A 24,035-nucleotide genomic window follows, 5' to 3' on the forward strand; every position below is an offset into this window, starting at 1 on the left:
CTGCTGGGTTTCCCAGGTGACGATGCCGCCCTTGACGTAGATCTTCCACGAGCAGGAACCCGTGCAGTTCACGCCGTGGGTGGAACGCACGATCTTGTCGTGCGCCCAGCGGTCGCGGTAGGCGTCCTCCCAGCTGCGGTCCTCGCCGGTGGCGATGCCGTGGTCGCCCGAGAAGCTTTCCTTCGGAGCGGAGAAGTGGGTCAGTCGGTCGAGAAAGTGGCTCATGTGTGCTCTCCTGTTGCGGGGCTCGGCGGGGGCATGGGGTCAGGGGTTCTTCACGTAGGCGTTGCGGCGCAGGTAGAACCACCAGTTGATGAACAGGCAGATCGCGTAGAACGCGGCGAAGCCGTACATCGCGAGCTCGGGTGTGCCGGCCTTGATCTGCGCACCGATGACCACCGGTGCGATGAAGGCGCCGTAGGCGGCGACTGCCGACGTCCAGCCCAGCACGGGGCCGGCCTGCTGGCGATCGAAAATGACGCCGATGGTGCGGAAGGTCGAGCCATTGCCGATGCCGCTGGCAAAGAACAGCACGATGAACAGGCCGAGGAACATCGGGAAGTACTGCTCGGGCGTGGCGGAGCTGTAGGCCAGTTTCATCACGTAGCCGACCGCCACCGACGCGGCCACCATCACCAGCGAGATGATCTGCGTGACGATGGAACCGCCCCACTTGTCGGAAATCCAGCCACCGATCGGGCGCACCGCGGCGCCGACGAAGGGGCCGATCCAGGCGAAGGCCAGTACGGTGGGCGCGTTCGGGTTCGGCAGCGTGTGCTGCATGACGCCATTGGCATCGGGCACGTGGCTGACGCCGAAGATCACCTTCATCGCCAGCGGCAGCGCCATCGAGAAGCCGATGAAGGAACCGAAGGTGACGATGTAGAGGATGGTCATCGACCAGGTGTGCTTGTCGCTGAATATCCTGAACTGCCGCGTCACGCCTTCGCGCATCGGGCCGAAGGCGGCCAGCTTCATCACGGTCAGCGCCATGATGATGTCCAGCGGAATCGCCACCCACATGTTCAGCAGGCCCAGACCGGTCGGCGCCGGCAGGTACAGATAGAGCATGAAGATCGCCGGTACGAAGGCCAGCGTGTACAGATAGGTGATCTTCGAGAAGGCGACGATGGGGTTGCCGGTGTCGGGCGACACGGCCTTCAGGTTGTTCATGCCGAACCAGCACAGGATGGACAGTGGCACCAGCGACAGCACCCAGGCGAAGCCGGCGTTCTGTATCCAGGTCGGCGTGCCGGCGGCGATCTTGCCGAAGATCCAGCCGCTGTCCTTCATCAGCGTCATCGGCTCACCGCCGAAGGCGCCGAGCAGCGGCACGGTCATCACCAGCGGGATGACGATCTGCATCGTCGTCACGCCGAAGTTGCCGAGGCCGGCGTTGAGGCCCAGTGCGGTGCCCTGCAGTCGCTTCGGGAAGAAGGTGCTGATGTTGGACATCGAACTGGCGAAGTTGCCGCCGCCGACGCCGCACCACAGCGCCATCAGCTGGAACACCCACAGCGGCCAGTCGGTGTGCTGCAGCGCGATGCCGGTGCCGATGGCCGGCGCCAGCAGCATGGCCGTGGTCAGGAAGATGGTGTTGCGGCCACCGGCCAGCCGGATCAGGAAGGAGGCCGGGATGCGCATCGTGGCGCCGGAGATGCCGGCGATGGCGGTCAGCGTGAACAGCTCGGCCTGGGTGAAGGGGAAGCCCAGGTTGAGCATCTGCACGGTGATGATGCCCCACATGCCCCAGACCGCGAATCCGCACAGCAGCGCGGGAATCGAGATCCACAGGTTGCGGTAGGCGATCTTCTTGCCGGTCGATTCCCAGAAGGCATCGTCCTCCGGCCGCCAGTCCTCGACATCGGGGCCGCGGGGGGCGCCCTGTACCGGACGTGTGCCGGCGTGTGTACTTGCGTTCATGATGATCTCCGTGGTGTCCGGTTCAGGACTGGGCTGCGGACGTGCCGTCCATCAGCGGGGTGCGGCGGACTTCGGTGAAGTACATCCAGATCAGCGACACCCACACCACGCCGTACATCAGCATGAAGGCGCTGGAGCGTATGCCGGTGAGATCGACCAGGGCACCGAACATGATGGGCAGCACGAAGCCGCCGAGGCCGCCGGCCAGACCGACGATGCCGCTGATGGTGCCGATGTTGGCCGGGTAGTCGTTGCTGATGTACTTGAACACGCTGGCCTTGCCGAAGGCCCAGGCGATGCCGAGGACGAACATCAGGCCGGTGAAGGCATAGACGTTCAGGCCGATGTGGAAGGTCTGTTCGCCGTTGATGGTGACGACGGTGAATTGCGTCTGCGGATAGCTCAGCAGGAAGAGGCAGATCCAGCTCACCCACAGCACCCACCAGGTGACGCTGTGCGCGCCGTACTTGTCGGACAGCCAGCCGCCGATGGCGCGCAGTACGCCGCCAGGCAGCGAGAAACAGGCGGCCAGCAGCGCGGCGGCGCGGATGTCGAGGCCGTACTCGCCGACGTAGTACTGCACCATCCACAGGCTGAGCGCGACATAGCCGCCGAACACGATGCTGTAGTACTGGCAGTACTTCAGCACGCGCGGGTCCTTCAGCGCCTTCAGCTGGTCGACGAAGCGCACGTTGCTCGGCACCAGGTGGGCCGGGTCGCTGTGGCTGAACAGCCAGAAGATGATGACGGTGCCGAGCATGATGGCGGCGTACACCTGCGGCACCATGGTCCAGCCGAAGGCGACCAGCAGGGCCGGTGCGACGAACTTGTTGACTGCTGCGCCCGAGTTGCCGGCGCCATACACGCCCATCGCGAAGCCCTGCTGCGCCTTCGGGAACCAGCGCGCGACGTAGGGCGTGCCGACCGAGAACGAACCGCCAGCCAGGCCGACGAACAGGCCGATGACGAGGAAATGCCAGTACTCGGTGGCATAGCTCATCATCCAGATCGCCGGCACGGTGGCCGCCATCAGCAGCGTCATCACGATTCGACCGCCGTACTTGTCGGTCCAGATGCCCAGCGGCACCCGCACCAGCGAGCCGGTGAGCACCGGCGTGGCGGTCAGCAGACCGAACTGGGTGGCATTGAGATCGAGCGCTTTCTTGATCGGTATGCCGATCACGCCGAACATCATCCACACCATGAAACACACGGTGAACGCCAGGGTGCTGACGATCAGCACCGACAGTGCCTGCCCTTTCCTGGTCATGACGGAATCCTCCCTTTAAGACTGAGGCGATCTTAGGGAGCGGGGCAGTACGGCGGCATCCTTCGGTGGTAGCGCGCCGAGAGTGCGGAAGAACGATGGCCGGGGCCTTCGTGTAGTTCTGAAGAACTACTGCATCGTCCGGTTGGACGAGGGTTGACCAGGGTCAATACGCGGACGCTGGAAGGTGTCGCGCAGGCGCCTTGACCCCTCGTGCTCAGAGGAGGCGCGCCTGAGCGGTCGCAGGAGCTGGATTCCCGTGGGAGCGGGCGTCCGATCGCGACAGCAACCGGTATCGAAGCCGGTGGCCTGCGACCGCCGCGTCGCGGTCAGAGGACCGCTCCTACAGGGCGTACGCCTGGACCGGTCGCCCGGGCGGGATTCTGCGGCCGCGGTCTTCTGAACGCGACAGCGGGGCCGGATCAAAGAACGCGGACTGCAGCCGCCGCGTTGCGACGTCGGCCCCTCGCACAGGAATTGCGCATGAAGTTGGCGACGGATGCGGTGGCCGCGGTGCGGATGTCAGATCAGGCCGCGTTCCACCGCGATGACGGCGACCTGCACGCGCGAGGCGACGCCCAGCTTGCGCAGGATGTGCTGCACGTGGATCTTCACCGTGGTTTCTGCAATGCCGAGGTCGCGGGCGATCACCTTGTTGCTGTCACCGCGGGCGATACCGCGCAGGATGTCGGTTTCGCGCGGCGACAATGCGCCGCTCTGTGGCGCGGACGCTGCAGCAGGCGCCACCGGTGCCGCCGCCTGTCGATAGACCTCGACCAGCTTGCCGGTCATTTCGTCGGCCACCACCGGTTCGCCGCGCACGGCGCGGTGGATGGCCCGCGACAGCGCTTCGCCCTCCATCGTCTTCAGCAGGTAGCCGCTGGCGCCGGCGCGCAGCGCGGCGGCCAGATCCTCGCCGTCCTCGCTGATGGTGAGCATGATCAGGCGTGCCTGTGGGGCCGCTTCGCGCAGCGCCGGCAGCGCGTCGACGCCATTGACGCCGGGCAGGTGGTTGTCGAGCAGGATGACATCGGGCTGCAGGGCCTGTGCCCGCCGTTGCGCTTCGCCGGCGTCGGCAGCGTCGCCGACGATCTGCAGCATCGGGTCGCGCGACAGCAGCGCGGTGAGGCCACGACGGAACAGGGTGTGGTCATCGACCAGCAGGATGCGGATCGGTGCGTCGCTGTGCGTGCTGTTCATGAGGCCGCCTGCATGGGCTGGAGGTCGAGCAGTGTGGGGTCGCTGGCCGGCAGCGTCAGCACCACCGAGGTACCGCGGCCGGGGGTCGAGAACACCTCGATGCGGGCGCCTATCCGTGCGGCGCGTTCAGTCATGATGCGCAGGCCGACGTGGGTTTCGTCCGGTGGTCGGCCGTCGGTGGAAAAGCCGCGACCGTCGTCGCGCACTTCGAAGCGCCACTGCGGCTGCTGCTGCACGTCGAGCCAGACATGGCTGGCGCGCGCGTGCTTGCGTACGTTCGACAGGGCTTCCTGGACGATGTGCAGCACCTGTATCTGCACGTCCGGCAACAGCGGCAGACCGTGGTCGCGCATCGCCAGCGAGGCGCGTACGCCGCTCTGGTGCTCGAACTTGCGCAGCGTCGACAGCAGGGCGGCTTCGATGTCCTCGGAATTGGCGCGCGTCCGGAAGTGCAGCAGCAGTTCGCGCACGTCGCCCGAACTTTCGCGCAGGCCGGCATCGAGTTCGTCCAGCATGGTGCGCGCACTGGCTTCGTCGTGCGTGGCCAGCGCCTCGCGCATCATTTCGACCTGCATCTTCATGAAAGCCAGCGATTGTGCGATCGAGTCGTGCAGTTCGCTGGCCAGGAAGTTGCGTTCCTGCGATACCGCAGCCTCGTTCTGCAGCGCGTTCAGGCGCAGGTTTTCCATGCCGCTGGCCAGATGCGTCGCCAGCGCTTCGAGCAGCGAACGCGTGGGCGCCGACAGTTCGACGTTGGCATGGAAGAACAGGTCGACCTCGCCCATCAGCCTGTCCTTCAGGCGGACCGGAACCGACACCAGGGTTTCGAAGCCCGCTTCGCCGCAGTATTGCAGTGCCTCGCCACCCATCGTACGGATCGGAATGACGCGGGCGTAGGGCGGGGCGTTCGGCGCGCCGCAATGGCATTCGTCCGCCTTCAGGCAGCGTTCGCCGTCGGTCATGTAGGCGGGCAGCCCCTGCGAAGCGAGCAGCAGATAGCGCTGGTTCGATTCGTCGGACCAGCGCAGCGCGACGCCGTCGGCGTGCACGGCGCGCGCGACGTAACCAACGAAGCCGCGCGCCAGTTCTTCCAGCGAGCGGGCGGTGGCGATCAGCGAGGTCACTTCGTACAGTGCCTCCAGCCGCTCGCGCTTCTCCTGCAGCTCGGCCGTCTTGCTCGTCACCTTCGCTTCGAGATTGCGGTACATGGCCTGTATCTGTTCCGCCATGTCGTTGAAGCCGTCGGCCAGCGTGCCGAACTCGTCGCTGCTGCCGCGTTCGACGCGGGCACCCAGATCGCCCTGCTGTATCCGTTCCAGCGCTTGCTTGAGCTGACCCACCGGTTCGAGAACGAACAGATAGCCGATGTAGAGCAGGACGGCCGCACCGATCACCGCCAGCGCCATCGTTGCGAGTTGCAGCAGGTTGAGCAGCGCCGTCCAGTGCGACATGTGGTTCTCGATGCCGGCCACCAGCGCATCGATGCGCCCGGTGAAGCGCGCGGTGTCGTCGCGCAGACCGTCGGTGCCGCGTGGTGCAGCGTCGAGCCAGCGCTCGCTGTAGATACGCCAGTCGCCGCGTACCTGATCGAAGCTGCGCCGGATGTCGTTGTCCAGCGGCATGAACAGCGGGCGTTCGGGGTCGCCGGCATGCAGCAGTTCAAGGCTGCGGTCGAATTCGCGTCGCGCGTGCGGCAGCGCTTCGCGTTCGCCGGTGGCGACCAGCAGCGACATCCGGTAGGCCTGCATGCGCATGCGACCGGCCTCGTTGACGGCAGCTGCGCCGCCGTCGAGCTGCCAGGACATCCACAGCGTAAGCGTGATCGACAGCAGCGCGAGCAGGGCGAACGGCGCCGCTGCAACAGCCAGCTTGGCGCCCAGTCCCCAGTGTTCTCGTTTCGACATGTGTCCGAGTTTAGGGGCTGTGCGTGCGAATTTCGAGGTCTACGACGTGATCGACGTCAAGCGATCTTGCCGCGTACTTATTTCCTTGTACTATCCCCGAGACCGGAACGCCTCCACTTCCCGCCACTCGAAGGTGCGAAGACGGCCGCTTCCGGTGCGTGCAGCAGCGCCGCAGCACGCCGGCCCCGAGCCAGAACCCCGCTCGTCGTTTGCTCCTGGAGAAATGGATGACCTTGTCGAGAGGCCTCCTGTCCGGTTTTTTCGGCCCGCTCCGCACACCCGGTCGCTTCCGTGCGCGCCTGGCGCTTGGCGTGGCGGCGCTCTGGGTGCCCGGGGCCTTTGTCCTGATCGACCACCCCTGGGTGGCCCAGGTCGGCTGGCTGGCCTGGTGCGTGGCCTGCGGCGTCTGGCTGGTACGTGCCGCGTCGGCGTCGCAGCCGGCCGAGCCTGTGGCCGTGCCGGCCGACGATACGGCCGAACTGCTGCACGACTTGCCGATGCCCGCCTGCATCTGCTCGCTGCCCGACGGCTGCATGCGCGAGCTCAATGCGGCGCTCGCCACGATGGCCAACGAGGCGGCCGATGCGCTGTGCGGTCGCAGCATCGTGGAGTTCTGCCAGAACGCCGAGGACAGATCGCGCGTGGTCGAAGTGCTGGCGCAGGGGCGCGGCACCGATGACGTCGAACTGCCGCTGCGCCGCAGTGATGGCTCGGTGCGCTGGGTGTCGGCGGCCACCCGTCCGGTTTCCCATCAGGGGCTGCCGGCACTGCTGGTCATCTGCCACGACATCACCGGACACAAGCAGGCCGAGCGCTCGCTGGCCGCCAGCGAGGAGCGTTTCCGCGTGCTGCTCGGTGCGCTGTCGGAGGCGGTCGTGCTCTACGACGCGCAGGCCCGGGTGCTGACCAGCAACCGCTCGGCCGAATCCTGTGCCTGGCTCGACGCGGCACACGCTGGTCTGCCTGGCGGCGGCGACGAATTCACGCTGTGCGATGAACAGGGGCGGTCGCTGGCGCGCGACATGCACCCGGTCATCCGGTCGCTGGCTGATGGTCTGCCGGCGCGCGACGTGGTGATCGGTGCCGAGAGCGCGTCCGGTCAGATGCGCTGGCTGACCGTCAACACGCAGCCGCTGTTCCACGCCGGCAGCAAGCGGCCGTACGCCGTGGTGGCGTCCTATTCCGATCTCACCGCGCGCATTCGCGCCGAGCGTGCGCTGCGCGCCAGCGAGCAGCGCTACGCACTGGCCCTGCGCGGCATGAACGAGGGGCTGGCCGAGTGGATCACCGGCAGCGACCGCATGTATGTGTCGCCACGTCTGTCGCAGATCATGGGTTACGACGCGGGTGGCCGCCGCATGCGCGTGCGCGAGTTCGTCGCCGGCATTCACCCGCACGACCGCAAGGCCTGGTCGGCCATGGTTGCCAGCCATCTGAAGGGGCGCAGCGATCACTTCCAGCAGGAACTGCGCATGCGTCATGCCGACGGCGGTTACCGCTGGTTCCTGCTGCGTGGCGTCGCACAGCGCGACGCCAGCGGACGCAGCAGCCGCGTCGTCGGCACCGTGGCCGACATCACACTGCGCAAACGGCTGGAAGAGGTCGATGTGGCCGAACGCGAACTGCTGTCGCTGATCGCCGCCGCCATGCCGCTGACCGAAGTGATGTCGCGTTTTGCGCGGCTGGTGTCCGGCCTGCTCAACGAGGACTCGATCTGCGCGGTGCTTACGCTGACACCGAATACGAGCGCCGTGGTCGATGTGGTTGGTGCGAATCTGCCGACTGTGCTTGGGGACTGGCTGCGCCGCAGTCCGGCCGGTGCCGACCATGATGGGCGCCTTCTCGAAACGCTGGCGGGGCGCCGTCCGCTGTTGTGCGAGGATGTTCAGGCGTCGCCCGATCTCGAGGGCTGTCGTGCGCTGTTCGCCGCCGAGGGCGTGCGTGCGTTGTGGGCGCTGCCGCTGGCGGCGCAGGACGGCGCAGTGCTGGGCGGACTGATCATCCTGCACCCGCAGGCCTGGCGGCCCGGGCGGGCGGACGAGAACGTGATCGAGCGGCTGGTCGACATTGCCCAGCTGGCGCTCGAACGGGCGCGCGCCGAGCGCCAGGTGCGCGAACTGAACGAATCGCTGGAGCGCCGCGTGGCCGAGCGCACCACGTTGCTGGAGCAGGCAAACAGCGAACTGGAAGCCTTCTCATACTCGGTGTCGCACGATCTGCGCAGCCCGCTGCGGGCGATCAACGGCTTCGCGCACCTGCTGGCCGAGCACGCCGGCGCGGCGCTGGACGACGAAGGGCGCGACATGCTGGAGCGCATACAGCGCGGCGCCACGCGCATGGGTCTGCTGATCGACGACATCCTGCATTTCTCGCGGGTGTCGCGCGTCGACATGGCGCACAGCGAAATCAATCTGGATACGCTGGCGGCCCATGTCGTCGCCGATCTGGCCGAACAGTACCCGGCGGCCAGCGTCGAACTGTCGCCGCTGGGGCATGCCAGCGGCGACCCGTCCATGCTGCGGCAGGTGTTCGTTAACCTGATAGGCAATGCGCTGAAGTTCTCGTCGCGCAGCCCGCAACCGCGGGTCGAGGTGTTCGTCGAGAGCCGGCGCGGCATCGCGGCGATCTGCGTGCGCGACAATGGGGTCGGCTTCGATCCGGCCTACGCCGATCGCCTGTTCGGCGTGTTCCAGCGCATGCATGGCGCGGAAGAGTTTCCGGGCACCGGGGTGGGGCTCGCGATCGTCAAGCGCATCGTCGAGCGGCACGGCGGCGTCATCGGCGTCGAGGCGGCGCCGGGGCGCGGCGCCACCTTCCGTTTCACGCTGGCGGGCTTTCGTCCGTTCGATCAGGCGGACGCCGTGCCGGCCGACGCACCGGCACGGACCGGGACGGTACCGCGTACCGGCACCTGAGAACGACAGAAGCGAAAACGGAGCGGTCCGCCAGGGCGGAGCGCTCCGTTGTGTCGGGGCGGAAGGCGGGTCAGCCGATCAGCCGCGTCAGCGCCTCACGGTACTTGTCGCCGGTGCGCTGGATGATGTCGGCCGGCAGGCGCGGGCCCGGCGCAGTCTTGTTCCAGTCCAGCGTTTCCAGGTAGTCGCGCACGAACTGCTTGTCGAAGGACGGTGGATTGCTGCCTTCCTGGTACTGGTCGGCCGGCCAGAAGCGCGACGAATCCGGCGTCAGTGCCTCGTCGATCAGGATCAGATTGCCGTCCGCGTCGAGGCCGAACTCGAACTTGGTGTCGGCGATGATGATGCCGCGGCTCTTCGCGTAGTCGGCGGCCGCGCTGTACAGCGCGATCGCGGTGTCGCGCACCTTGGCCGCCATGGCGGCACCGATCAGCGCTTCGGTCTGGGCATAACTGATGTTCTCGTCGTGGTCGCCCACCGCCGCCTTGGTGGCCGGCGTGAAAATCGGCGACGGCAGCTTCGAGGCCATGCGCAGACCGTGCGGCAACTGCACGCCGCACACGGAACCGGTGCGAGAGTAGTCGCCCCAGCCGGAACCGATCAGGTAGCCGCGCACGACCGCTTCGATCGGCAGCGGCTTGAGCCGCCGCACGACGATGGCACGGCCTTCGACCTGATCGCGTTCGTCCGCGGTCACCACCGACTCCGGCGCGATGCCGGTCAGGTGGTTGGGCGATACGCCGGCCAGCTTGCCGAACCAGAAGTTCGAAACGGCCGTCAGCACCTTGCCCTTGCCCGGGATGGGGTCGGGCAGGATGACGTCGAACGCCGACAGGCGATCGGTGGTGACGATGAGCATCTTCTCGTCGTCGATCGCGTAGATGTCACGGACCTTGCCGCGGGCGATCAGCGGCAGGCTCTTGATGCTGGATTCGAACAGTGCGTCGGCCATTTCGATCTTCGTTGCGGTCTTCGGTAAGGATCAGTTGACGGTCTGGGCCAGCTTGCCGCTGGCGTACTGGCGGGCGATCTCGTCGAGCGGGATGGCCTTGATCTTGCTGCCCTGGCCTTCGCAACCGAACTGCAGATAACGTTCCTTGCAGATCAGCTTGGCCGCCTCGCGGGCCGGCTTCAGCCATTCGCGGGCGTCGAACTTGTCCGGGTTCTCGGCCAGGAACTTGCGCACCGCGCCGGTCATCGCCAGGCGGATGTCGGTGTCGATGTTGATCTTGCGCACGCCGTACTTGATCGCTTCCTGGATTTCCTCGACCGGCACGCCGTAGGTTTCCTTCATCTTGCCGCCGTACTGGTTGATGATGGCCAGCAGGTCCTGCGGCACCGACGACGAACCGTGCATCACCAGGTGCGTGTTCGGGATGCGCTTGTTGATTTCCTTGACGCGCGAGATCGCCAGGATGTCGCCGGTCGGCTTGCGGGTGAACTTGTAGGCGCCGTGGCTGGTGCCGATGGCGATGGCCAGCGCGTCCAGCTGGGTGGCCTTGACGAACTGGGCGGCTTCTTCCGGGTCGGTCAGCAGCGACGAGTGGTCCAGCTTGCCTTCGGCGCCGTGGCCGTCTTCCTCGCCGGCCATGCCGGTTTCGAGCGAGCCGAGGCAGCCCAGCTCGCCTTCGACCGTGACGCCGACCTTGTGCGCCATGTCGACCACGCGGCGGGTGACGTCGACGTTGTAGTCGAAGGAGGCCGGGGTCTTGCCGTCTTCCTTCAGCGAGCCGTCCATCATGACCGAGCCGAAGCCCAGATCGATGGCGCCCTGACAGATCGCCGGCGACTGGCCGTGATCCTGGTGCATCACCAGCGGGATGTGCGGATAGGCTTCGACCGCGGCCTGGATCAGGTGCTTGATGAAGCTCTCGCCGGCGTACTTGCGGGCACCGGCACTGGCCTGCAGGATGACCGGGGCGCCGACTTCGTCGGCGGCGCTCATCACCGCCTGCACCTGCTCGAGATTGTTCACGTTGAATGCCGGCAGGCCGTAGCCGTTTTCGGCGGCGTGGTCGAGCAGTTGGCGCATGGATACCAGAGGCATGAGTTTCTCCTGCGAGTTCAGATTACGGTGGAGAGTTGACGATACTCCCCGACCTTGACGATTTTCAGTGTATTGGTACCGCCCGGAACGCCAATAGGCTCGCCGAAGGACAGCACGATGAGGTCACCGACCTTCACGGCACCGCTGCGCAGCAGTTCGGCCTCGGCGTCGATCAGCATGCGGTCGCGGTCGGCGTCCGGATCGAGCTTGATCATCAGCGGCGTCACGCCACGGTACATCGACAACTTGTAACGGGTGCGCACTTCCGGTGTCAGCGCGTAAATGGGCACGCCGCTGTTCAGGCGCGACATCCACAGCGAGGTCGAGCCGGACTGCGTCAGCGTGGCGATCGCCTTCACTTTCAGGTGGAAGGCCGAGAACAGTGCGGCCATCGCGATCGACTGGTCGATGCGGGTGAATACGCGCTGCAGGAATTCCTGATCCAGCTTCACCTCGGCCGATTTCTCGGCTTCGATGCAGATGCGGCTCATCGCCTCGACCGTTTCGACCGGGTACTGGCCGGAGGCGGTTTCGGCCGACAGCATGACGGCGTCGGTGCCATCGAGCACCGCGTTGGCGACGTCCGACACTTCGGCGCGGGTGGGCACCGGGCTGCTGATCATCGATTCCATCATCTGCGTGGCGGTGATGACCAGCTTGTTCATTTCGCGCGACACGCGAATGATGCGCTTCTGCATCGCCGGTACGGCCGCGTCGCCCACTTCGACCGCGAGGTCGCCGCGCGCCACCATGGCGCCGTCCGACGCTTCGAGAATCTCCTCGAGCGCGGGGATCGCCTCGACGCGCTCGATCTTGGCGATCAGTTGCGCGTTGGAGCCGGCCGCGCGCAGCAGATCACGCGCCTGCCTCATGTCGGCGCCGCTCTTCGGGAAGCTCACCGCGACGAAGTCGACATTCAGCGACGCCGCCACCTTGATGTCTTCCATGTCCTTCGCGGTCAGCGCTGGCGCCGACAGGCCGCCGCCCTGGCGGTTGATGCCCTTGTTGTTCGACAGCTCGCCGCCGTGGCGCACCGTGCAGTGGATCTGCGTGTCGGTGACCGACTTCACGTCCATCACGATGCGACCGTCGTCGAGCAGCAGTACGGCACCCGGTTCGACATCGTTTACCAGTTCCGGATAGTCCAGACCGACATGGTCGGCGTCGCCGAGCTGGCACTCGATGTCGAACACGAACTTCTGGCCGGCCTTCAGCAGCACCTTGCTGCCGGCGAACTTGCCGACGCGGATCTTCGGGCCCTGCAGATCGGCCATGATGCCGACCGTGCGGCCGACCTTGGCGCAGACCGCGTGCAGCGTTTCGACGCGCGCACGGTGGTCGTCCGCCTTGCCATGCGAAAAGTTGAGCCGCACGACATCGACCCCGGCCTCGACCAGGCGGGTGAGCGTGGCCAGGTCGCTGGAAGCGGGGCCGAGTGTGGCGACGATTTTGGTGAAGCGATGCATGGCTGGGCGGACTCCTCGTTGTTTTGTATGCGCGTTCTGTAATGTTCAGCCGTTGGCGCGCTTGAGCAGGATATCGACTGCCGGCAGCGTCTTGCCCTCGAGGAATTCGAGGAAGGCGCCGCCGCCGGTCGAGATATAGCTCACCTGGTCGGCAATCCCGTATTTTGCGATGGCGGCGAGCGTGTCGCCACCACCTGCGATCGAATAGGCCTTCGATTCGGCGATCGCGCGGGCCACCGTTTCGGTGCCGTGACCGAATGCGTCGAACTCGAACACGCCGACCGGGCCGTTCCACACGACCGTACCGGCGGCCTTCAGCGTTTCCGCCAGCTTGGCCGCGGCCTTCGGACCGATGTCCAGAATCATGTCGTCGTCGGCCACGTCATCGACCGCCTTGACCGTGGCTTCGGCGTCGGCGGCGAAGGCCTTCGCACATACGACATCTTCCGGCAGCGGCACGTTCGTCTTGGCCATCACGCGCTTTGCAGCGTCGACCAGGTCGGCTTCGGCCAGCGACTTGCCGATCTTCTTGCCGGCAGCCAGCAGGAAGGTGTTGGCGATGCCGCCGCCGACGATGAGCTGGTCGACCTTGTCGGCCAGGTTTTCCAGCAGCGTGAGCTTGGTCGATACCTTGGAACCGGCGACGATGGCCGCCAGCGGGCGGGCCGGCTGGCCCAGCGCCTTGCCCAGCGCGTCCAGCTCGCTCGCCATCAGCGGGCCGGCGCAGGCGATCGGGGCGTACTGGCCCATGCCGAAGGTGGTCGCTTCGGCACGGTGAGCGGTGCCGAAGGCGTCGTTCACCCACACGTCGCACAGCGCGGCGAGCTTCTTCGACAGCGCATCGTCGCACTTCTTCTCGCCCTTGTTGGCGCGGCAGTTCTCCAGCAGCACCACTTCGCCCGGCGCGACCTGCACGCCATCGACCCAGTTCGCCACCAGCTTCACTTCGAAGCCCAGCAGTTCCGACATGCGGCGGGCGATCGGCGCCAGCGAGTCTTCCGGCTTCAGTTCGCCTTCGGTCGGACGACCGAGGTGGGAGGTGACCATGACGGCGGCGCCGGCGTCGCGGGCGGCGCGGATGGCCGGCAGCGAGGCGCGGATGCGCGTGTCTTCGGTGATATTGCCGGCGTCGTCCTGCGGTACGTTCAGGTCGGAGCGGATGAATACCCGCTTGCCCTTGAGATCGAGATCGGAAAGTCGCTTGAACTGCATGATGAATCCTCCGCGCGGTGCGTGATGAGCGTGATCGAGTGGATTTTCGGGAAGGGGAAAAACGAAGCGGGGCAGGGGCGCACGCGCCCGAACCCCGCTCGTCGATGCCGTGTCCTTACTTGGCGCTCATCAGCGCGACGGTGGTGTCCAGCATGCGGTTGGAGAAGCCCCACTCGTTGTCGTACCAGGACAGCACCTTGACCAGCTTGCCGTCGGCCGACACGCGGGTCTGGGTCGAGTCGAACACGCTCGAACGCGGATCGTGGTTGAAGTCGATGCTCACCAGCGGCAGCGTGTTATAGCCGAGGATGCCGGCCAGTTCGCCTTCCGATGCGGCCTTCAGGATGGCGTTCACTTCATCCACCGTGGTGGCGCGCTTGGCGGTGAAGGTCAGGTCGACCACCGACACGTTGATGGTCGGCACGCGCATCGCGAAACCGTCCAGCTTGCCATTCAGTTCCGGCAGCACCAGACCGACCGCGGCGGCGGCGCCGGTCTTGGTCGGGATCATCGACTGCGTGGCGCTGCGGGCGCGGCGCAGGTCTTCGTGATAGACGTCGGTCAGCACCTGGTCGTTAGTGAAGGCATGGATGGTGGTCATCAGGCCGGTTTCGATGCCGATCTTGTCGTTCAGCGGCTTGGCCAGCGGCGCCAGGCAGTTGGTCGTGCAGCTGGCGTTCGAAATGACGGTGTCGGTGGCCTTCAGCACGCCGTGGTTCACGCCATAGACGACGGTGGCGTCCACGTCCTTGCCGCCCGGGGCGGAAATGATCACCTTCTTGGCGCCGCCCTTCAGGTGGGCCGAGGCCTTTTCCTTGGTGGTGAAGAAGCCGGTGCATTCCATCACCACGTCGACGCCCAGTTCGCCCCACGGCAGTTCGGCCGGGTTGCGGTTGGCCAGCACGCGGATCTTGTCGCCATTCACCACCATGTAGTCGCCGTCGACGCTGACCGTGCCCGGGAACTTGCCGTGCGCGGTGTCGTACTGCGTCAGGTGCGCGTTGGTCTTCGGGTCGCCGAGGTCGTTGATCGCGACGATCTCGATGTCGTGGCGCTTGCCGCCTTCGTAGTGCGCACGCAGCACATTGCGGCCGATACGCCCGTAACCATTGATCGCAACCTTGATCGTCATTTCAGCAACTCCCTCTCCGTTGGGTGTGGATTCAAGAAAAGTCTTCGATTGTGCGGCGCAACTTGTGGCTGCGCTGCGCCTAAATTGGCATTTGGAAACGCAAACGCGGCGGATCGGGACTTCATTCCGCCGCGTCGGCGCTTACCTGCCAAGCAGTTGTCGTGCCGCCTGCGCCACCGCGTCGGCGGTGATGCCGAAAGCCTTGTACAGCTCGCCGGCCGGAGCGGACTCGCCGAAGTGGTCCAGACCCACCACGGCGCCTTCGAGACCGACGTACTTGCGCCACAGATCGGTCACGCCCGCTTCCACCGCGACGCGCGGAATGCCGCGCGGCAGCACGGTTTCGCGCCAGGCGGCGTCCTGACGGTCGAACACGCTGGTCGACGGCATCGACACCACGCGCACCGTGATGCCTTCCGCTTCCAGCGTCTTCTGTGCGGCCAGTGCCAGAGATACTTCCGAGCCCGTGGCGATCAGCACGGCTTCCACCTTGCCGGCCGCATCGGACAGCACGTAACCACCGCGCGCGATGGCGGCGGTGGTCGCGGCGTCGCGCGGAACGTGCGGCAGGTTCTGGCGCGAGAACATCATCGAGGTCGGGCCGTCGGCACGCTTGATCGCACTGGCCCAAGCCACGGCGGATTCAACCGTGTCGCACGGACGCCAGACGTCCATGTTCGGCATCAGGCGCAGCGTGGCGGTCTGTTCCACCGGCTGGTGGGTCGGGCCGTCTTCGCCGAGGCCGATCGAGTCGTGCGTGAACACGAACACCTGACGCACCTTCATCAGCGCCGCCATGCGCAGCGCGTTGCGCGCGTACTCGGAGAACATCAGGAAGGTGGCGGTATAGGGGATGAAGCCGCCATGCAGCGCAATGCCGTTGGCGATGGCCGCCATGCCGAATTCGCGCACGCCGTAGTAGATGTAGTTGCCGCCCGGGTTCTTCGGCGAGATGCCCTTGGAGCCGGACCACAGCGTCAGGTTGGAACCGGCCAGGTCGGCCGAGCCGCCCAGCAGCTCCGGCAATGCCGGCGCGAACGCTTCGATGCAGTTCTGGCTGGCCTTGCGGCTGGCGATGTTCTCGGCCTTGCCGTCGAACTTCGCGATCGTGTCGGCGACCACCTCTTCGAAGTTGTCGGGCAGCGTGCCGCGCATGCGGCGGGTGAATTCGGCGGCCAGTTCCGGGTGTTCGGCGCTGTAGGCGGTGAAGCGGGCGGACCATTCCTCTTCCGCCTTCTTGCCGGCCGGACGGCCATCCCAGGCGGCGTACACGTCGGCCGGAATCTCGAACGGTGCGTGCGTCCAGCCAATGTGGGCGCGGGCGGCCTCGATTTCGGCGGCGCCGAGCGGCGCGCCGTGCACGTCGTGACCGCCGGCCTTGTTCGGCGAACCGAGGCCGATGACCGTGCGGCAGCAGATCAGCGTCGGGCGCGCCGTGTCGGCCTTGGCGGCGCGGATGGCGGCGTCGATGGCGGCGGCGTCATGGCCGTCGACCGCCGGGATGACCTGCCAGCCGTAGGCTTCGAAGCGCTTCGGCGTGTCGTCGGCGAACCAGCCCTTGACGTGGCCGTCGATCGAAATGCCGTTGTCGTCGTAGAACACGATCAGCTTGCCCAGACCCTGGGTGCCGGCCAGCGAACACGCCTCGTGCGAGATGCCTTCCATCAGGCAGCCGTCACCGGCAAAGGCATAGGTGTAGTGGTCGACCACCGTGTGGCCGGGGCGGTTGAACTGCGCCGCCATCGCCCGTTCGGCGATCGCCATGCCGACCGCGTTCGCAAGACCCTGGCCCAGCGGGCCGGTGGTGGTTTCGACGCCCGGCGCGTAGCCGTGCTCCGGGTGGCCTGGCGTCTTCGAGTGCAGCTGGCGGAAGGACTTGATGTCGTCGATCGACAGGTCGTAGCCGGAGAGGTGCAGCAGCGCGTACAGCAGCATCGAGCCGTGGCCATTCGACAGCACGAAGCGGTCGCGGTCAGCCCAGTTCGGGTTGGCCGGGTTGTGCTTCAGGTGGTGACGCCACAGCACTTCGGCGATCTCTGCCATGCCCATCGGGGCGCCGGGGTGACCGGAATTGGCTTTCTGCACGGCGTCCATCGCCAGGGCGCGGATTGCGCCGGTGATCGGGTTGAAGCCTGCTTTCGGGGTGATGGAGGGCGCGCTCATCAGAGGGGGTTCCGGCCGGAAAAACCCGCAATTATCCGCGAAAACAAGGGGTCACGCCAGCCGTGCTGCGGCGCAGGAAGGGCGCGGATCTGCCGGCGATCGGGGTGGAGCAGTGGCGGCAACAGCGGCGTTGCCGTGCTTTTCAGTAGCGAGCGCGCGCTTTGCGGCCGTTCTCGACCAGTCGCAGGATGAGCGGCGTGAAGATGAGCTGCATCGCCAGGTCGATCTTGCCGCCGGGAATCACAATGGTGTTGGCGCGCGACATGAAGGCGCCGCCCATCATCGCCAGCAGGTACTGGAAATCGATGCCGCGCGGGTTGGCGAAGCGGATCACCACCATTGATTCTTCCGGCGTCGGAATCGAGCGCGCGATGAAGGGGTTGGACGTATCCACCATCGGTACGCGCTGGAAGTTGATGTGCGTGTTCTCGAACTGCGAACAGATGAAGTGCACGTACTCGGGCATCCGGCGGAGGATGGTGTCGGTCACCGCCTCGGTCGTGTAACCGCGCTGTTCGCGGTCGCGATGCAGCTTCTGTATCCACTCCAGATTGATGATGGGCACCACGCCGATCCGCAGATCGACATGCTGGGCGACATCGACCTTGTCCGTCTTCACCGCGCCATGCAGGCCCTCGTAGAACAGGATGTCAGTGCCGGCTGGGATGTCCTCCCACGGCGTGAAGGTGCCGGGCGCCTGCTGATAGGGAGCGGCTTCACACTCGTTGTGCAGGTATTTGCGGATGCGCCCGCTACCGTCGTTGCCGTACTGGCGGAACAGCGTCTCCAGTTCCTCGAACAGATTGGCGTCCGGACCGAAGTGGCTGAAGTGTTCGTTGCCGGCGGCGGCCTCGCGCGCCATCGCTGCCTTCATTTCCTCGCGGTCGTAGCGATGGAAGGCGTCGCCTTCGACGATGACCGGGTTGACGCCTTCGCGGCGGAAGATGTGCTGGAAGGTGCGCGTGACCGTGCTCGTGCCGGCACCCGATGAGCCGGTGATCGCGATGACAGGGTGGCGGGCGGACATCCGGAGTACTTTCCCGTGGGCTGGTGCGCGCGACCGCTCAGAGCGCCGAGAACAGGCCGCGCACGTTGAAGAGCGGCGAAGTGTATTCCCGATCGAGTCCCTGGTCGCTTTCCGTGTGGTACTGGACGATGCGGCGCACCTCCTCGCGCGAGCCGAAGATCAGCGGCGTGCGGCTCTGCAGGCTGCGCGGCGTCAGTTCCATGATGCGCTGCCGACCGTTGGTGGCTTCGCCGCCTGCCTGTTCGATCAGGAAGGCGATCGGATTCGCCTCATACATCAGCGAAATGCGGCCCGGCGACGCGCTCTGCATCGTGTCTTCCGGATACATGATGACGCCGCCGCGCGTCAGCACGCGGAAGGTTTCCGCCACCAGCGAGGCGATCCAGCGCATGTTGAAATCCTCGCCGCGCGGTCCGGTCTGGCCGGCCAGACATTCCTCGACGTAGCGCTTGACCGGTGGCTCCCAGAAACGCGACTTCGACGCGTTGATCGCGAATTCGGTCGTGTGCTCGGGAATCCGCATCTGCGGGTGCGTGAGGATGAAGGCGCCGATGTCGCGATCGAGCGTAAAGCCGTCCACGCCCTCGCCGGTGGTCAGCACCAGCATCGTCGACGGGCCGTACAGCGCGAAACCGGCGCACACCTGTTCGGTGCCCGGCTGCAGGAAATCGGACAACTGCGGTTCGGCGCCCGGGTTCGGCGCGTGCAACACCGAAAACAGACTGCCTACGGTCAGGTTCACGTCGATGTTGTTGCTGCAATCGAGCGCATCGAACAGCAGCAGGTATTTGCCGCGCGGCGGCTCGTCCGGTGTCGGGATGAAGCCTTCCAGACCCTCCGGCGCCAACGCGGCCAGATGGCCTCCCCATTCGCACTCGCGCTGCATCGCCTCGTTGGCGATGGTGTCGAGCTTCTGCGTGACGCGACCGGACAGATTGATGGCGGCGCCGCTGCCGACGGCTTCGAAGCTGCCGAGCGAACCGACCAGCGCGCCCTTGTTCACGTGATTGGCGATGATTTTCACCGCGGTGGCCACGGCGTTCAGCAGGCTGGAAAAGATCCCGCTGGCGTGCGGGTGGCGCTGCTGCGCCTCGATGGTGTAACGCGTCAGGGTCTTGCGCCCTTCACTCATGGCAGCCTCCTCGGGTCCCGGTGTCGATTCCATCGTAGCCGCAGCGCGCGATCGCTGTCACATGCGGTTCGGCCAAGGCACTCGGGAAGTCGTGCAGGAGGGGTGTTGCTGCGCCGCCGGAGCGATGTGTTCCGTTCGTTGCAACAGAGTGTGCAATGCAAAAAAATACCCCGGACTCTTGCGAGCCGGGGTATGAATCCACAAACAAGGTTGTGGAGGAGGAGCCTGGGTCACCTGTCCGTTTTTGTTGAGCTGACAGGCTTTGACGCTAAACTGGTCGCTTCGGTTTGCAGTGCCTGCGAGGCGGTATTCGCTGCGTTTCCGTTGCTGTTGCAGTGCAATATATCTGGAACTGGCCTTGGTTGAAAATAAGTTGTTTTGATAAGATCGATCAAACATTCTTATTTAGACTGATATGGCGACACAATGGACGCGCGGGGTGTCTCTCCGCCAGTTGAGAATATTCGAGGCGGTCGCACGACTGGGCTCGATTTCCCGCGCCGCGGAAGAACTGCATCTGACGCAGCCGGCAGTTTCGATGCAGGTGAAGGCGCTGGACGGGCTGATCGGCCTTCCTCTGATCGAGACCCTGGGCAAGAAGTTGCGCGTGACCGAAGTCGGCATGGAGATCGCCCGGCACGCGCGCGCCATCGACCACCAGTTGGCGGAGGCCGAGGCCGCGCTGGCGCAGATGGCGAGCGGACATTCGGGCCTGGTGTCGGTCGGCGTGGTCAGTACCGCCAAATACGTCGCCCCGCGTCTGCTGATGGCTTTCCGCGAGCGTTACCCGGACGTGCAGGTCCGCATCTCCCTGCACAACCGCGACGACATCTTCCGTCATCTCGAAGACAACCTGATCGACATCGCCATCATGGGCCGCCCACCGGCAGCGCTGGGCTGCGAGGCGCATGTCTTTGCCGAACACCCGCTGTCGGTGCTGGCGTGCGAGGGCCATCCGCTGGCCGGTGGTCGCACCGTCACGGCCGACGATCTGGGCAAGGAGGCCTTCCTGATCCGCGAACGGGGGTCCGGTACGCGGGTGACGCAGGAAAGCTATCTGGTCGAGCAGGGCATACGCCCGGCCGAAATCATCGAACTGCCCAGCAATGAAATCATCAAGCAGGCGGCCATCGCCGGCATGGGCCTGGCCTTCCTGTCCGAGCACACCTGCCAGCTCGAACTGCGCACCGGCGTGCTGTGCCGCATCGCGGCGCCCGGCACGCCCATCGTGCGCAACTGGCACGTTGTATACAGGGATCGCAAGAATCTGTTGCCTGCCGCCCTCGCGCTACGTGATTTCCTGATGCACGAGGGGGGGCGGCTGGTGAATTCGCAGGTGGCGCCGGTCCATCTGCCGGTGCACCACCCCTGAGGACAGATCAGCGGCCGCCGTGTGCGGCCAGCCAGTCCATCCATTCACGGTAGAGGTCGGCGCTGGCGCCGACCACCACCGGCGTCTTGCGGCCAGGCGCCATGTCCAGCGGCTCGCCATCCAGCATCGAGCAGCGTGCACCGGCTTCGGCGGCGATCAGGCTGCCGGCGGCAAAGTCCCACATCATCTGGCCACCGTGCAGGTAAACGTCCAGCCTGGCGGCGGCAATGAAGCACCATTCGAGCGCGCTGGAACCGAAGTTGCGCTGCGAGTAGAAGGGCGACTGGGTGGCCAGTGCGTCGCCAAGTGCCTTCGGAATCCGTTTGAAATCGACGCCTGCCACCGCATCCAGCAGATGGCGCGCCGGCGTGCGCAGCGGCAGCGCATTGCCGTTGAGAAAGGCACCGCCACCTTCTTCCGCGTAGAAGGCTTCGTCGGTCATCGGGTTGTAGACGACGCCGTGGCGCGTGCGGCCCTCCTCGATGTACGCGATCGCGACGCCGAAGAAGGGGATGCCGTTGACGAAGTTGGTGGTGCCGTCGATCGGGTCTATGCACCAGATGCCGTCGTGACCTTCGTGCCACAAGCGCAACTGCACTGACTCCGGCATTTCCTCGCCGAGAACCGGGCGGTCGATGATGCGGGGCAGTCGTTCGATCAGCGCTTCCTGTGCTGCCAGATCGACCACGGTGAACAGGCTGCCGTCGTCCTTCTGGTTGCGCTGCGCGGTCAGGAAGTGCGGCATGATCACCTCGCGGGCGACGCTGCGTGCGGTGTCGACGATCTGTAGCAGTGTGGTTGAGCTCATGGTCGTTCGTCAGTGAGCCGCGTCGCGACGCCGGAAGCACTCCGGCCGGCTGGCGTGGCAGTATCGTTCGCGGCGGCAGCCCGTCGTCGGATGCCCTGATGCCATAACGGTTACGGACATTCCGACCATGAGGGGCCGATCGTCGCCGACGGTGCAAAAAGCCTCGCCGGCGGGTGTTCTTGCAGTGCACAAATATAACACGATGATTCCACGCTTCTTTTGTCCCTTGCCCGCGGAACCGGCCGGAACGATCACCTTGCCGGCGCCGGTGGCGCATCACATCGACCGTGTGCTGCGCCTGACCGACGGCGATGCGATCACGCTGTTCGACGGTCGCGGCAGCGAATTCGCCGCCCGCCTGGTGCGCAACGGTCGCAGTGTCGATGCCGCGGTCGGCGCCGAATCGACGCCACAGCGCGAGTCCGCGCTCGACGTCACGCTGCTGCAATGCCTCGCCGCCGCCGACAAGATGGACTGGATCGTACAGAAGGCGGTCGAGCTCGGTGTGGCGCGGGTGCAACCGGTGGCCAGCCGGCGCGCCGTGGTCAAGCTGGCCGGCGAGCGTGCGCAGCGGCGGGTCGAGCACTGGCAGCAGGTGGCGGTGTCGGCCTGCGAACAGTGCGGCCGTAATTGCGTGCCCGAGGTACAGCCCGTGCTGACCTTGCCGCAGGCGCTTGCGGCCGCGAGCGGGCAGCGCCTGCTGCTGCACCCGGAAGGCGGCGTGCCGCTGAAGTCGGCCGGGCTGCGCGCCGATGAACCCATTACCGTGCTGATCGGACCGGAGGGCGGCTTCGATGCCGACGAACTGGCCGCTGCGCGCGCTGCCGGCTTTGCCGCGTTGACGCTGGGGCCGCGCGTGCTGCGCACGGAGACGGCGGGCGTTGCCGTGCTGTCGGCACTGAATACCCTGATCGGAGATTTCTGATGTTCGATGCGCTGCCTGCCGTCGCCCCGCTGGACGAAGCCCGGCTCGAACGCGCGGTGTCCAGATTGCGTGCCGATCTGCTCGACGCCCAGTACTCGATACTGGAACAGGGGCGTACGCCGGTCGTGCTGCTGATCGCCGGTGTGGCTGGTGCCGGACGCGGACGCCTGGTCAATACGCTGAACGAATGGATGGACCCCCGTCACATCCGCACCAGTGCCTTCGGGCCGCGCGACGAGGCGGAACGGCAGCGACCGCACATGTGGCGCTACTGGCAGGCGCTGCCGTCGCGCGGTCGTACCGCGATGATCTTTGAGGGCTGGTACAGCGAGGCGATCAACGCCCGCGTCGAGCGCCGGATCAAGCGGCGCGCCTTCTGGCACACCCTGCACGAGATCCAGCGCTTCGAACGCATGCTGGCGATGGAAGGCGCGGTGCTGCTGAAGTTCTGGCTGCACCTCGATGCCGACCGTCAGCGTGCGCACTTCCGTGCGCTGGAGCGTGACGCGGCGACGCGTTGGCGGGTGACTGCCGAGGACTGGCGTGCGAATCGCCGGCACAAGCGCATCTGCAAGGTGGCGGAAGAGGCGATCCGGCTGTCGGACACCTCGCATGCGCCCTGGCACCTGGTCGACGCAAGCGACGCCGCGCAGACCGAACTGGTGGTCGGCCGCATCGTCCTGAAGGCGCTCCGAGAAGCGCTGGCGGGGCCGCGCAAGCCACTTGCGCCGGCGCTGCCTCCGCTGGTGGTGCCGAGCGAACAGCCGGCTCAGCCCGCGCGTGCACCGTCCAAGCCGATGCGCAAGGACGACTATCAGCCCGAACTCGAACGCCTGCAGGGCCGGCTCAACCTGCTGTTGCGCCATCCGGCCTTTGCCCGGCGCGCGCTGGCGGTGGTGTTCGAAGGCATGGACGCCGCCGGCAAGGGCGGCGCGATACGCCGCATCACGCACGCGCTCGATGCGCGCAATTACCGTGTGCACCCGGTGGCGGCGCCGACCGAGCACGAGCGCCTCTATCCGTGGCTGTGGCGCTTCTGGCGTGACGTGCCGCGCGATGGCCGGGTTTCGCTGTTCGACCGCTCCTGGTATGGCCGCGTGCTGGTCGAGCGGGTCGAGGGCTTTGCCGTGGAAGCCGACTGGTCGCGTGCCTTCGAGGAGATCAACGCGTTCGAACAGGAGTGGACCGAACACGGCATCATCGTCTGCAAGTTCTGGCTCGAAGTCAGTTCCGACGAGCAGCTGCGCCGTTTCAACGAGCGCGGGCGCCAGCGCTTCAAGCGTTTCAAGATCACGCCCGAGGACTGGCGCAACCGTGACAAGTGGTCGCAGTACGTGCCCGCGGTGCAGGACATGCTGGTGCGCACGCACACCGAGCAGGCGCCGTGGAACGTGGTGTCCGCCGACGACAAGTACCGTGCGCGGCTGGCCATACTCGACGCCCTGTGCGATCGCCTCGAGTCGGAACTGGGCTGAACGTGCCGGAATTGAGACAACGCAAGTTCTGCGGCGCGTCCGCTGGCGCGCGCTCGGCTAGAATTCG

General features: G+C 66.1%; 18 protein-coding genes. 4 read left to right on the forward strand and 14 right to left on the reverse strand.

All coding sequences use genetic code 11. From position 1 onward, the window contains the following. The 5 genes from IV112_RS15355 to IV112_RS15375 form a co-directional block, all read right to left on the reverse strand. Positions 1-225, reverse strand: a 225-nt coding sequence (locus IV112_RS15355) for a hypothetical protein (RefSeq protein WP_304004757.1), incomplete at its 3' end; no start/stop codon positions are given. A 39-nt stretch (positions 226-264) separates the two neighbouring features. Then, entirely contained in the window at positions 265-1,923 is a 1,659-nt protein-coding gene (locus IV112_RS15360) for an MFS transporter (protein WP_304004758.1), read from the reverse strand. 22 nt (positions 1,924-1,945) lie between these two features. Beyond that, positions 1,946-3,193, reverse strand: coding sequence for an MFS transporter (locus IV112_RS15365; protein ID WP_304004761.1), 1,248 nt, complete (start codon positions 3,191-3,193; stop codon positions 1,946-1,948). Between the two features lie 519 nt (positions 3,194-3,712). Continuing rightward, entirely contained in the window at positions 3,713-4,390 is a 678-nt protein-coding gene (locus IV112_RS15370) for a response regulator (RefSeq protein ID WP_304004764.1), read from the reverse strand. Beyond that, positions 4,387-6,294, reverse strand: coding sequence for a type IV pili methyl-accepting chemotaxis transducer N-terminal domain-containing protein (locus tag IV112_RS15375; protein ID WP_304004765.1), 1,908 nt, complete (start codon positions 6,292-6,294; stop codon positions 4,387-4,389). The genes IV112_RS15370 and IV112_RS15375 overlap by 4 nt, the downstream gene beginning before the upstream one ends. Positions 6,295-6,521: 227 nt before the next feature. On the opposite strand from IV112_RS15375, the gene IV112_RS15380 reads away from it, so the two are divergent. Next, entirely contained in the window at positions 6,522-9,209 is a 2,688-nt protein-coding gene (locus IV112_RS15380) for a PAS domain S-box protein (protein WP_304004768.1), read from the forward strand. A gap of 70 nt (positions 9,210-9,279) precedes the next feature. On the opposite strand, the gene IV112_RS15385 is transcribed toward IV112_RS15380, so the two are convergent. From IV112_RS15385 to IV112_RS15420, 8 genes are all read right to left on the reverse strand, one after another. Beyond that, on the reverse strand, positions 9,280-10,161 hold the full coding sequence (locus tag IV112_RS15385; protein WP_304004771.1) for a phosphoribosylaminoimidazolesuccinocarboxamide synthase: 882 nt from the start codon (positions 10,159-10,161) through the stop codon (positions 9,280-9,282). A gap of 30 nt (positions 10,162-10,191) precedes the next feature. Next, positions 10,192-11,256, reverse strand: coding sequence for a class II fructose-bisphosphate aldolase (fba, locus tag IV112_RS15390; protein WP_304004773.1), 1,065 nt, complete (start codon positions 11,254-11,256; stop codon positions 10,192-10,194). A 17-nt stretch (positions 11,257-11,273) separates the two neighbouring features. After that, positions 11,274-12,722 carry a pyruvate kinase gene (gene pyk / locus IV112_RS15395; protein ID WP_304004776.1) on the reverse strand — a complete coding sequence of 483 codons (1,449 nt, stop codon included), beginning with the start codon at positions 12,720-12,722 and terminating at the stop codon, positions 11,274-11,276. 45 nt (positions 12,723-12,767) lie between these two features. Continuing rightward, positions 12,768-13,934 carry a phosphoglycerate kinase gene (locus IV112_RS15400; protein WP_304004779.1) on the reverse strand — a complete coding sequence of 389 codons (1,167 nt, stop codon included), beginning with the start codon at positions 13,932-13,934 and terminating at the stop codon, positions 12,768-12,770. Positions 13,935-14,049: 115 nt separating this feature from the next. After that, positions 14,050-15,066: a type I glyceraldehyde-3-phosphate dehydrogenase gene (gene gap, locus IV112_RS15405; RefSeq protein WP_304004782.1), complete on the reverse strand. Its 1,017-nt coding sequence runs from the start codon at positions 15,064-15,066 to the stop codon at positions 14,050-14,052. Between the two features lie 141 nt (positions 15,067-15,207). Beyond that, positions 15,208-17,229, reverse strand: a complete 2,022-nt coding sequence (tkt, locus tag IV112_RS15410) for a transketolase (RefSeq protein ID WP_304004784.1) — start codon at positions 17,227-17,229, stop codon at positions 15,208-15,210. A gap of 142 nt (positions 17,230-17,371) precedes the next feature. After that, positions 17,372-18,256 (reverse strand): phosphoribulokinase, encoded by an 885-nt coding sequence (locus tag IV112_RS15415; RefSeq protein WP_304004786.1) that lies wholly within the window; start codon positions 18,254-18,256, stop codon positions 17,372-17,374. A 37-nt stretch (positions 18,257-18,293) separates the two neighbouring features. After that, the gene (locus IV112_RS15420; RefSeq protein WP_020163519.1) at positions 18,294-19,388 is read right to left on the reverse strand and encodes a class 1 fructose-bisphosphatase; all 1,095 of its coding nucleotides are present in this window, start codon (positions 19,386-19,388) and stop codon (positions 18,294-18,296) included. A gap of 415 nt (positions 19,389-19,803) precedes the next feature. On the opposite strand from IV112_RS15420, the gene IV112_RS15425 reads away from it, so the two are divergent. Beyond that, on the forward strand, positions 19,804-20,760 hold the full coding sequence (locus IV112_RS15425; RefSeq protein ID WP_368500548.1) for a LysR family transcriptional regulator: 957 nt from the start codon (positions 19,804-19,806) through the stop codon (positions 20,758-20,760). A gap of 7 nt (positions 20,761-20,767) precedes the next feature. Here the strand turns inward: IV112_RS15425 and IV112_RS15430 are convergent, their stop codons facing one another. Next, a complete protein-coding gene (locus IV112_RS15430) occupies positions 20,768-21,568 on the reverse strand; it encodes an inositol monophosphatase family protein (protein WP_304004792.1) in 801 nt (266 codons plus the stop codon). Between the two features lie 202 nt (positions 21,569-21,770). Between IV112_RS15430 and IV112_RS15435 the strand changes: the two genes are divergently transcribed. Further along, positions 21,771-22,493: a 16S rRNA (uracil(1498)-N(3))-methyltransferase gene (locus tag IV112_RS15435; protein WP_304004795.1), complete on the forward strand. Its 723-nt coding sequence runs from the start codon at positions 21,771-21,773 to the stop codon at positions 22,491-22,493. After that, complete coding sequence (gene pap, locus IV112_RS15440) at positions 22,493-23,968, forward strand: polyphosphate:AMP phosphotransferase (RefSeq protein ID WP_304004798.1); 1,476 nt, start codon at positions 22,493-22,495, stop codon at positions 23,966-23,968. The genes IV112_RS15435 and pap overlap by 1 nt, the downstream gene beginning before the upstream one ends. The last annotated feature ends 67 nt before the right edge of the window (positions 23,969-24,035 follow it).

Source organism: Methyloversatilis discipulorum, from assembly GCF_018780585.1.
Taxonomy (GTDB): Bacteria; Pseudomonadota; Gammaproteobacteria; order Burkholderiales; family Rhodocyclaceae; genus Methyloversatilis; species Methyloversatilis discipulorum_B.

Coding starts and splice junctions, on each gene's coding strand:
- gap (WP_304004782.1), bottom strand. CDS start 15,066: ATGACGATCAAGGTTGCGATCAATGGTTACGGGCGTATCGGCCGCAAT.
- IV112_RS15380 (WP_304004768.1), top strand. CDS start 6,522: ATGACCTTGTCGAGAGGCCTCCTGTCCGGTTTTTTCGGCCCGCTCCGC.
- IV112_RS15430 (WP_304004792.1), bottom strand. CDS start 21,568: ATGAGCTCAACCACACTGCTACAGATCGTCGACACCGCACGCAGCGTC.
- IV112_RS15435 (WP_304004795.1), top strand. CDS start 21,771: ATGATTCCACGCTTCTTTTGTCCCTTGCCCGCGGAACCGGCCGGAACG.
- fba (WP_304004773.1), bottom strand. CDS start 11,256: ATGCCTCTGGTATCCATGCGCCAACTGCTCGACCACGCCGCCGAAAAC.
- IV112_RS15365 (WP_304004761.1), bottom strand. CDS start 3,193: ATGACCAGGAAAGGGCAGGCACTGTCGGTGCTGATCGTCAGCACCCTG.
- IV112_RS15375 (WP_304004765.1), bottom strand. CDS start 6,294: ATGTCGAAACGAGAACACTGGGGACTGGGCGCCAAGCTGGCTGTTGCA.
- tkt (WP_304004784.1), bottom strand. CDS start 17,229: ATGAGCGCGCCCTCCATCACCCCGAAAGCAGGCTTCAACCCGATCACC.
- IV112_RS15415 (WP_304004786.1), bottom strand. CDS start 18,256: ATGTCCGCCCGCCACCCTGTCATCGCGATCACCGGCTCATCGGGTGCC.
- pap (WP_304004798.1), top strand. CDS start 22,493: ATGTTCGATGCGCTGCCTGCCGTCGCCCCGCTGGACGAAGCCCGGCTC.
- IV112_RS15370 (WP_304004764.1), bottom strand. CDS start 4,390: ATGAACAGCACGCACAGCGACGCACCGATCCGCATCCTGCTGGTCGAT.
- IV112_RS15385 (WP_304004771.1), bottom strand. CDS start 10,161: ATGGCCGACGCACTGTTCGAATCCAGCATCAAGAGCCTGCCGCTGATC.
- IV112_RS15400 (WP_304004779.1), bottom strand. CDS start 13,934: ATGCAGTTCAAGCGACTTTCCGATCTCGATCTCAAGGGCAAGCGGGTA.
- pyk (WP_304004776.1), bottom strand. CDS start 12,722: ATGCATCGCTTCACCAAAATCGTCGCCACACTCGGCCCCGCTTCCAGC.
- IV112_RS15360 (WP_304004758.1), bottom strand. CDS start 1,923: ATGAACGCAAGTACACACGCCGGCACACGTCCGGTACAGGGCGCCCCC.
- IV112_RS15420 (WP_020163519.1), bottom strand. CDS start 19,388: ATGAGTGAAGGGCGCAAGACCCTGACGCGTTACACCATCGAGGCGCAG.
- IV112_RS15425 (WP_368500548.1), top strand. CDS start 19,804: ATGGCGACACAATGGACGCGCGGGGTGTCTCTCCGCCAGTTGAGAATA.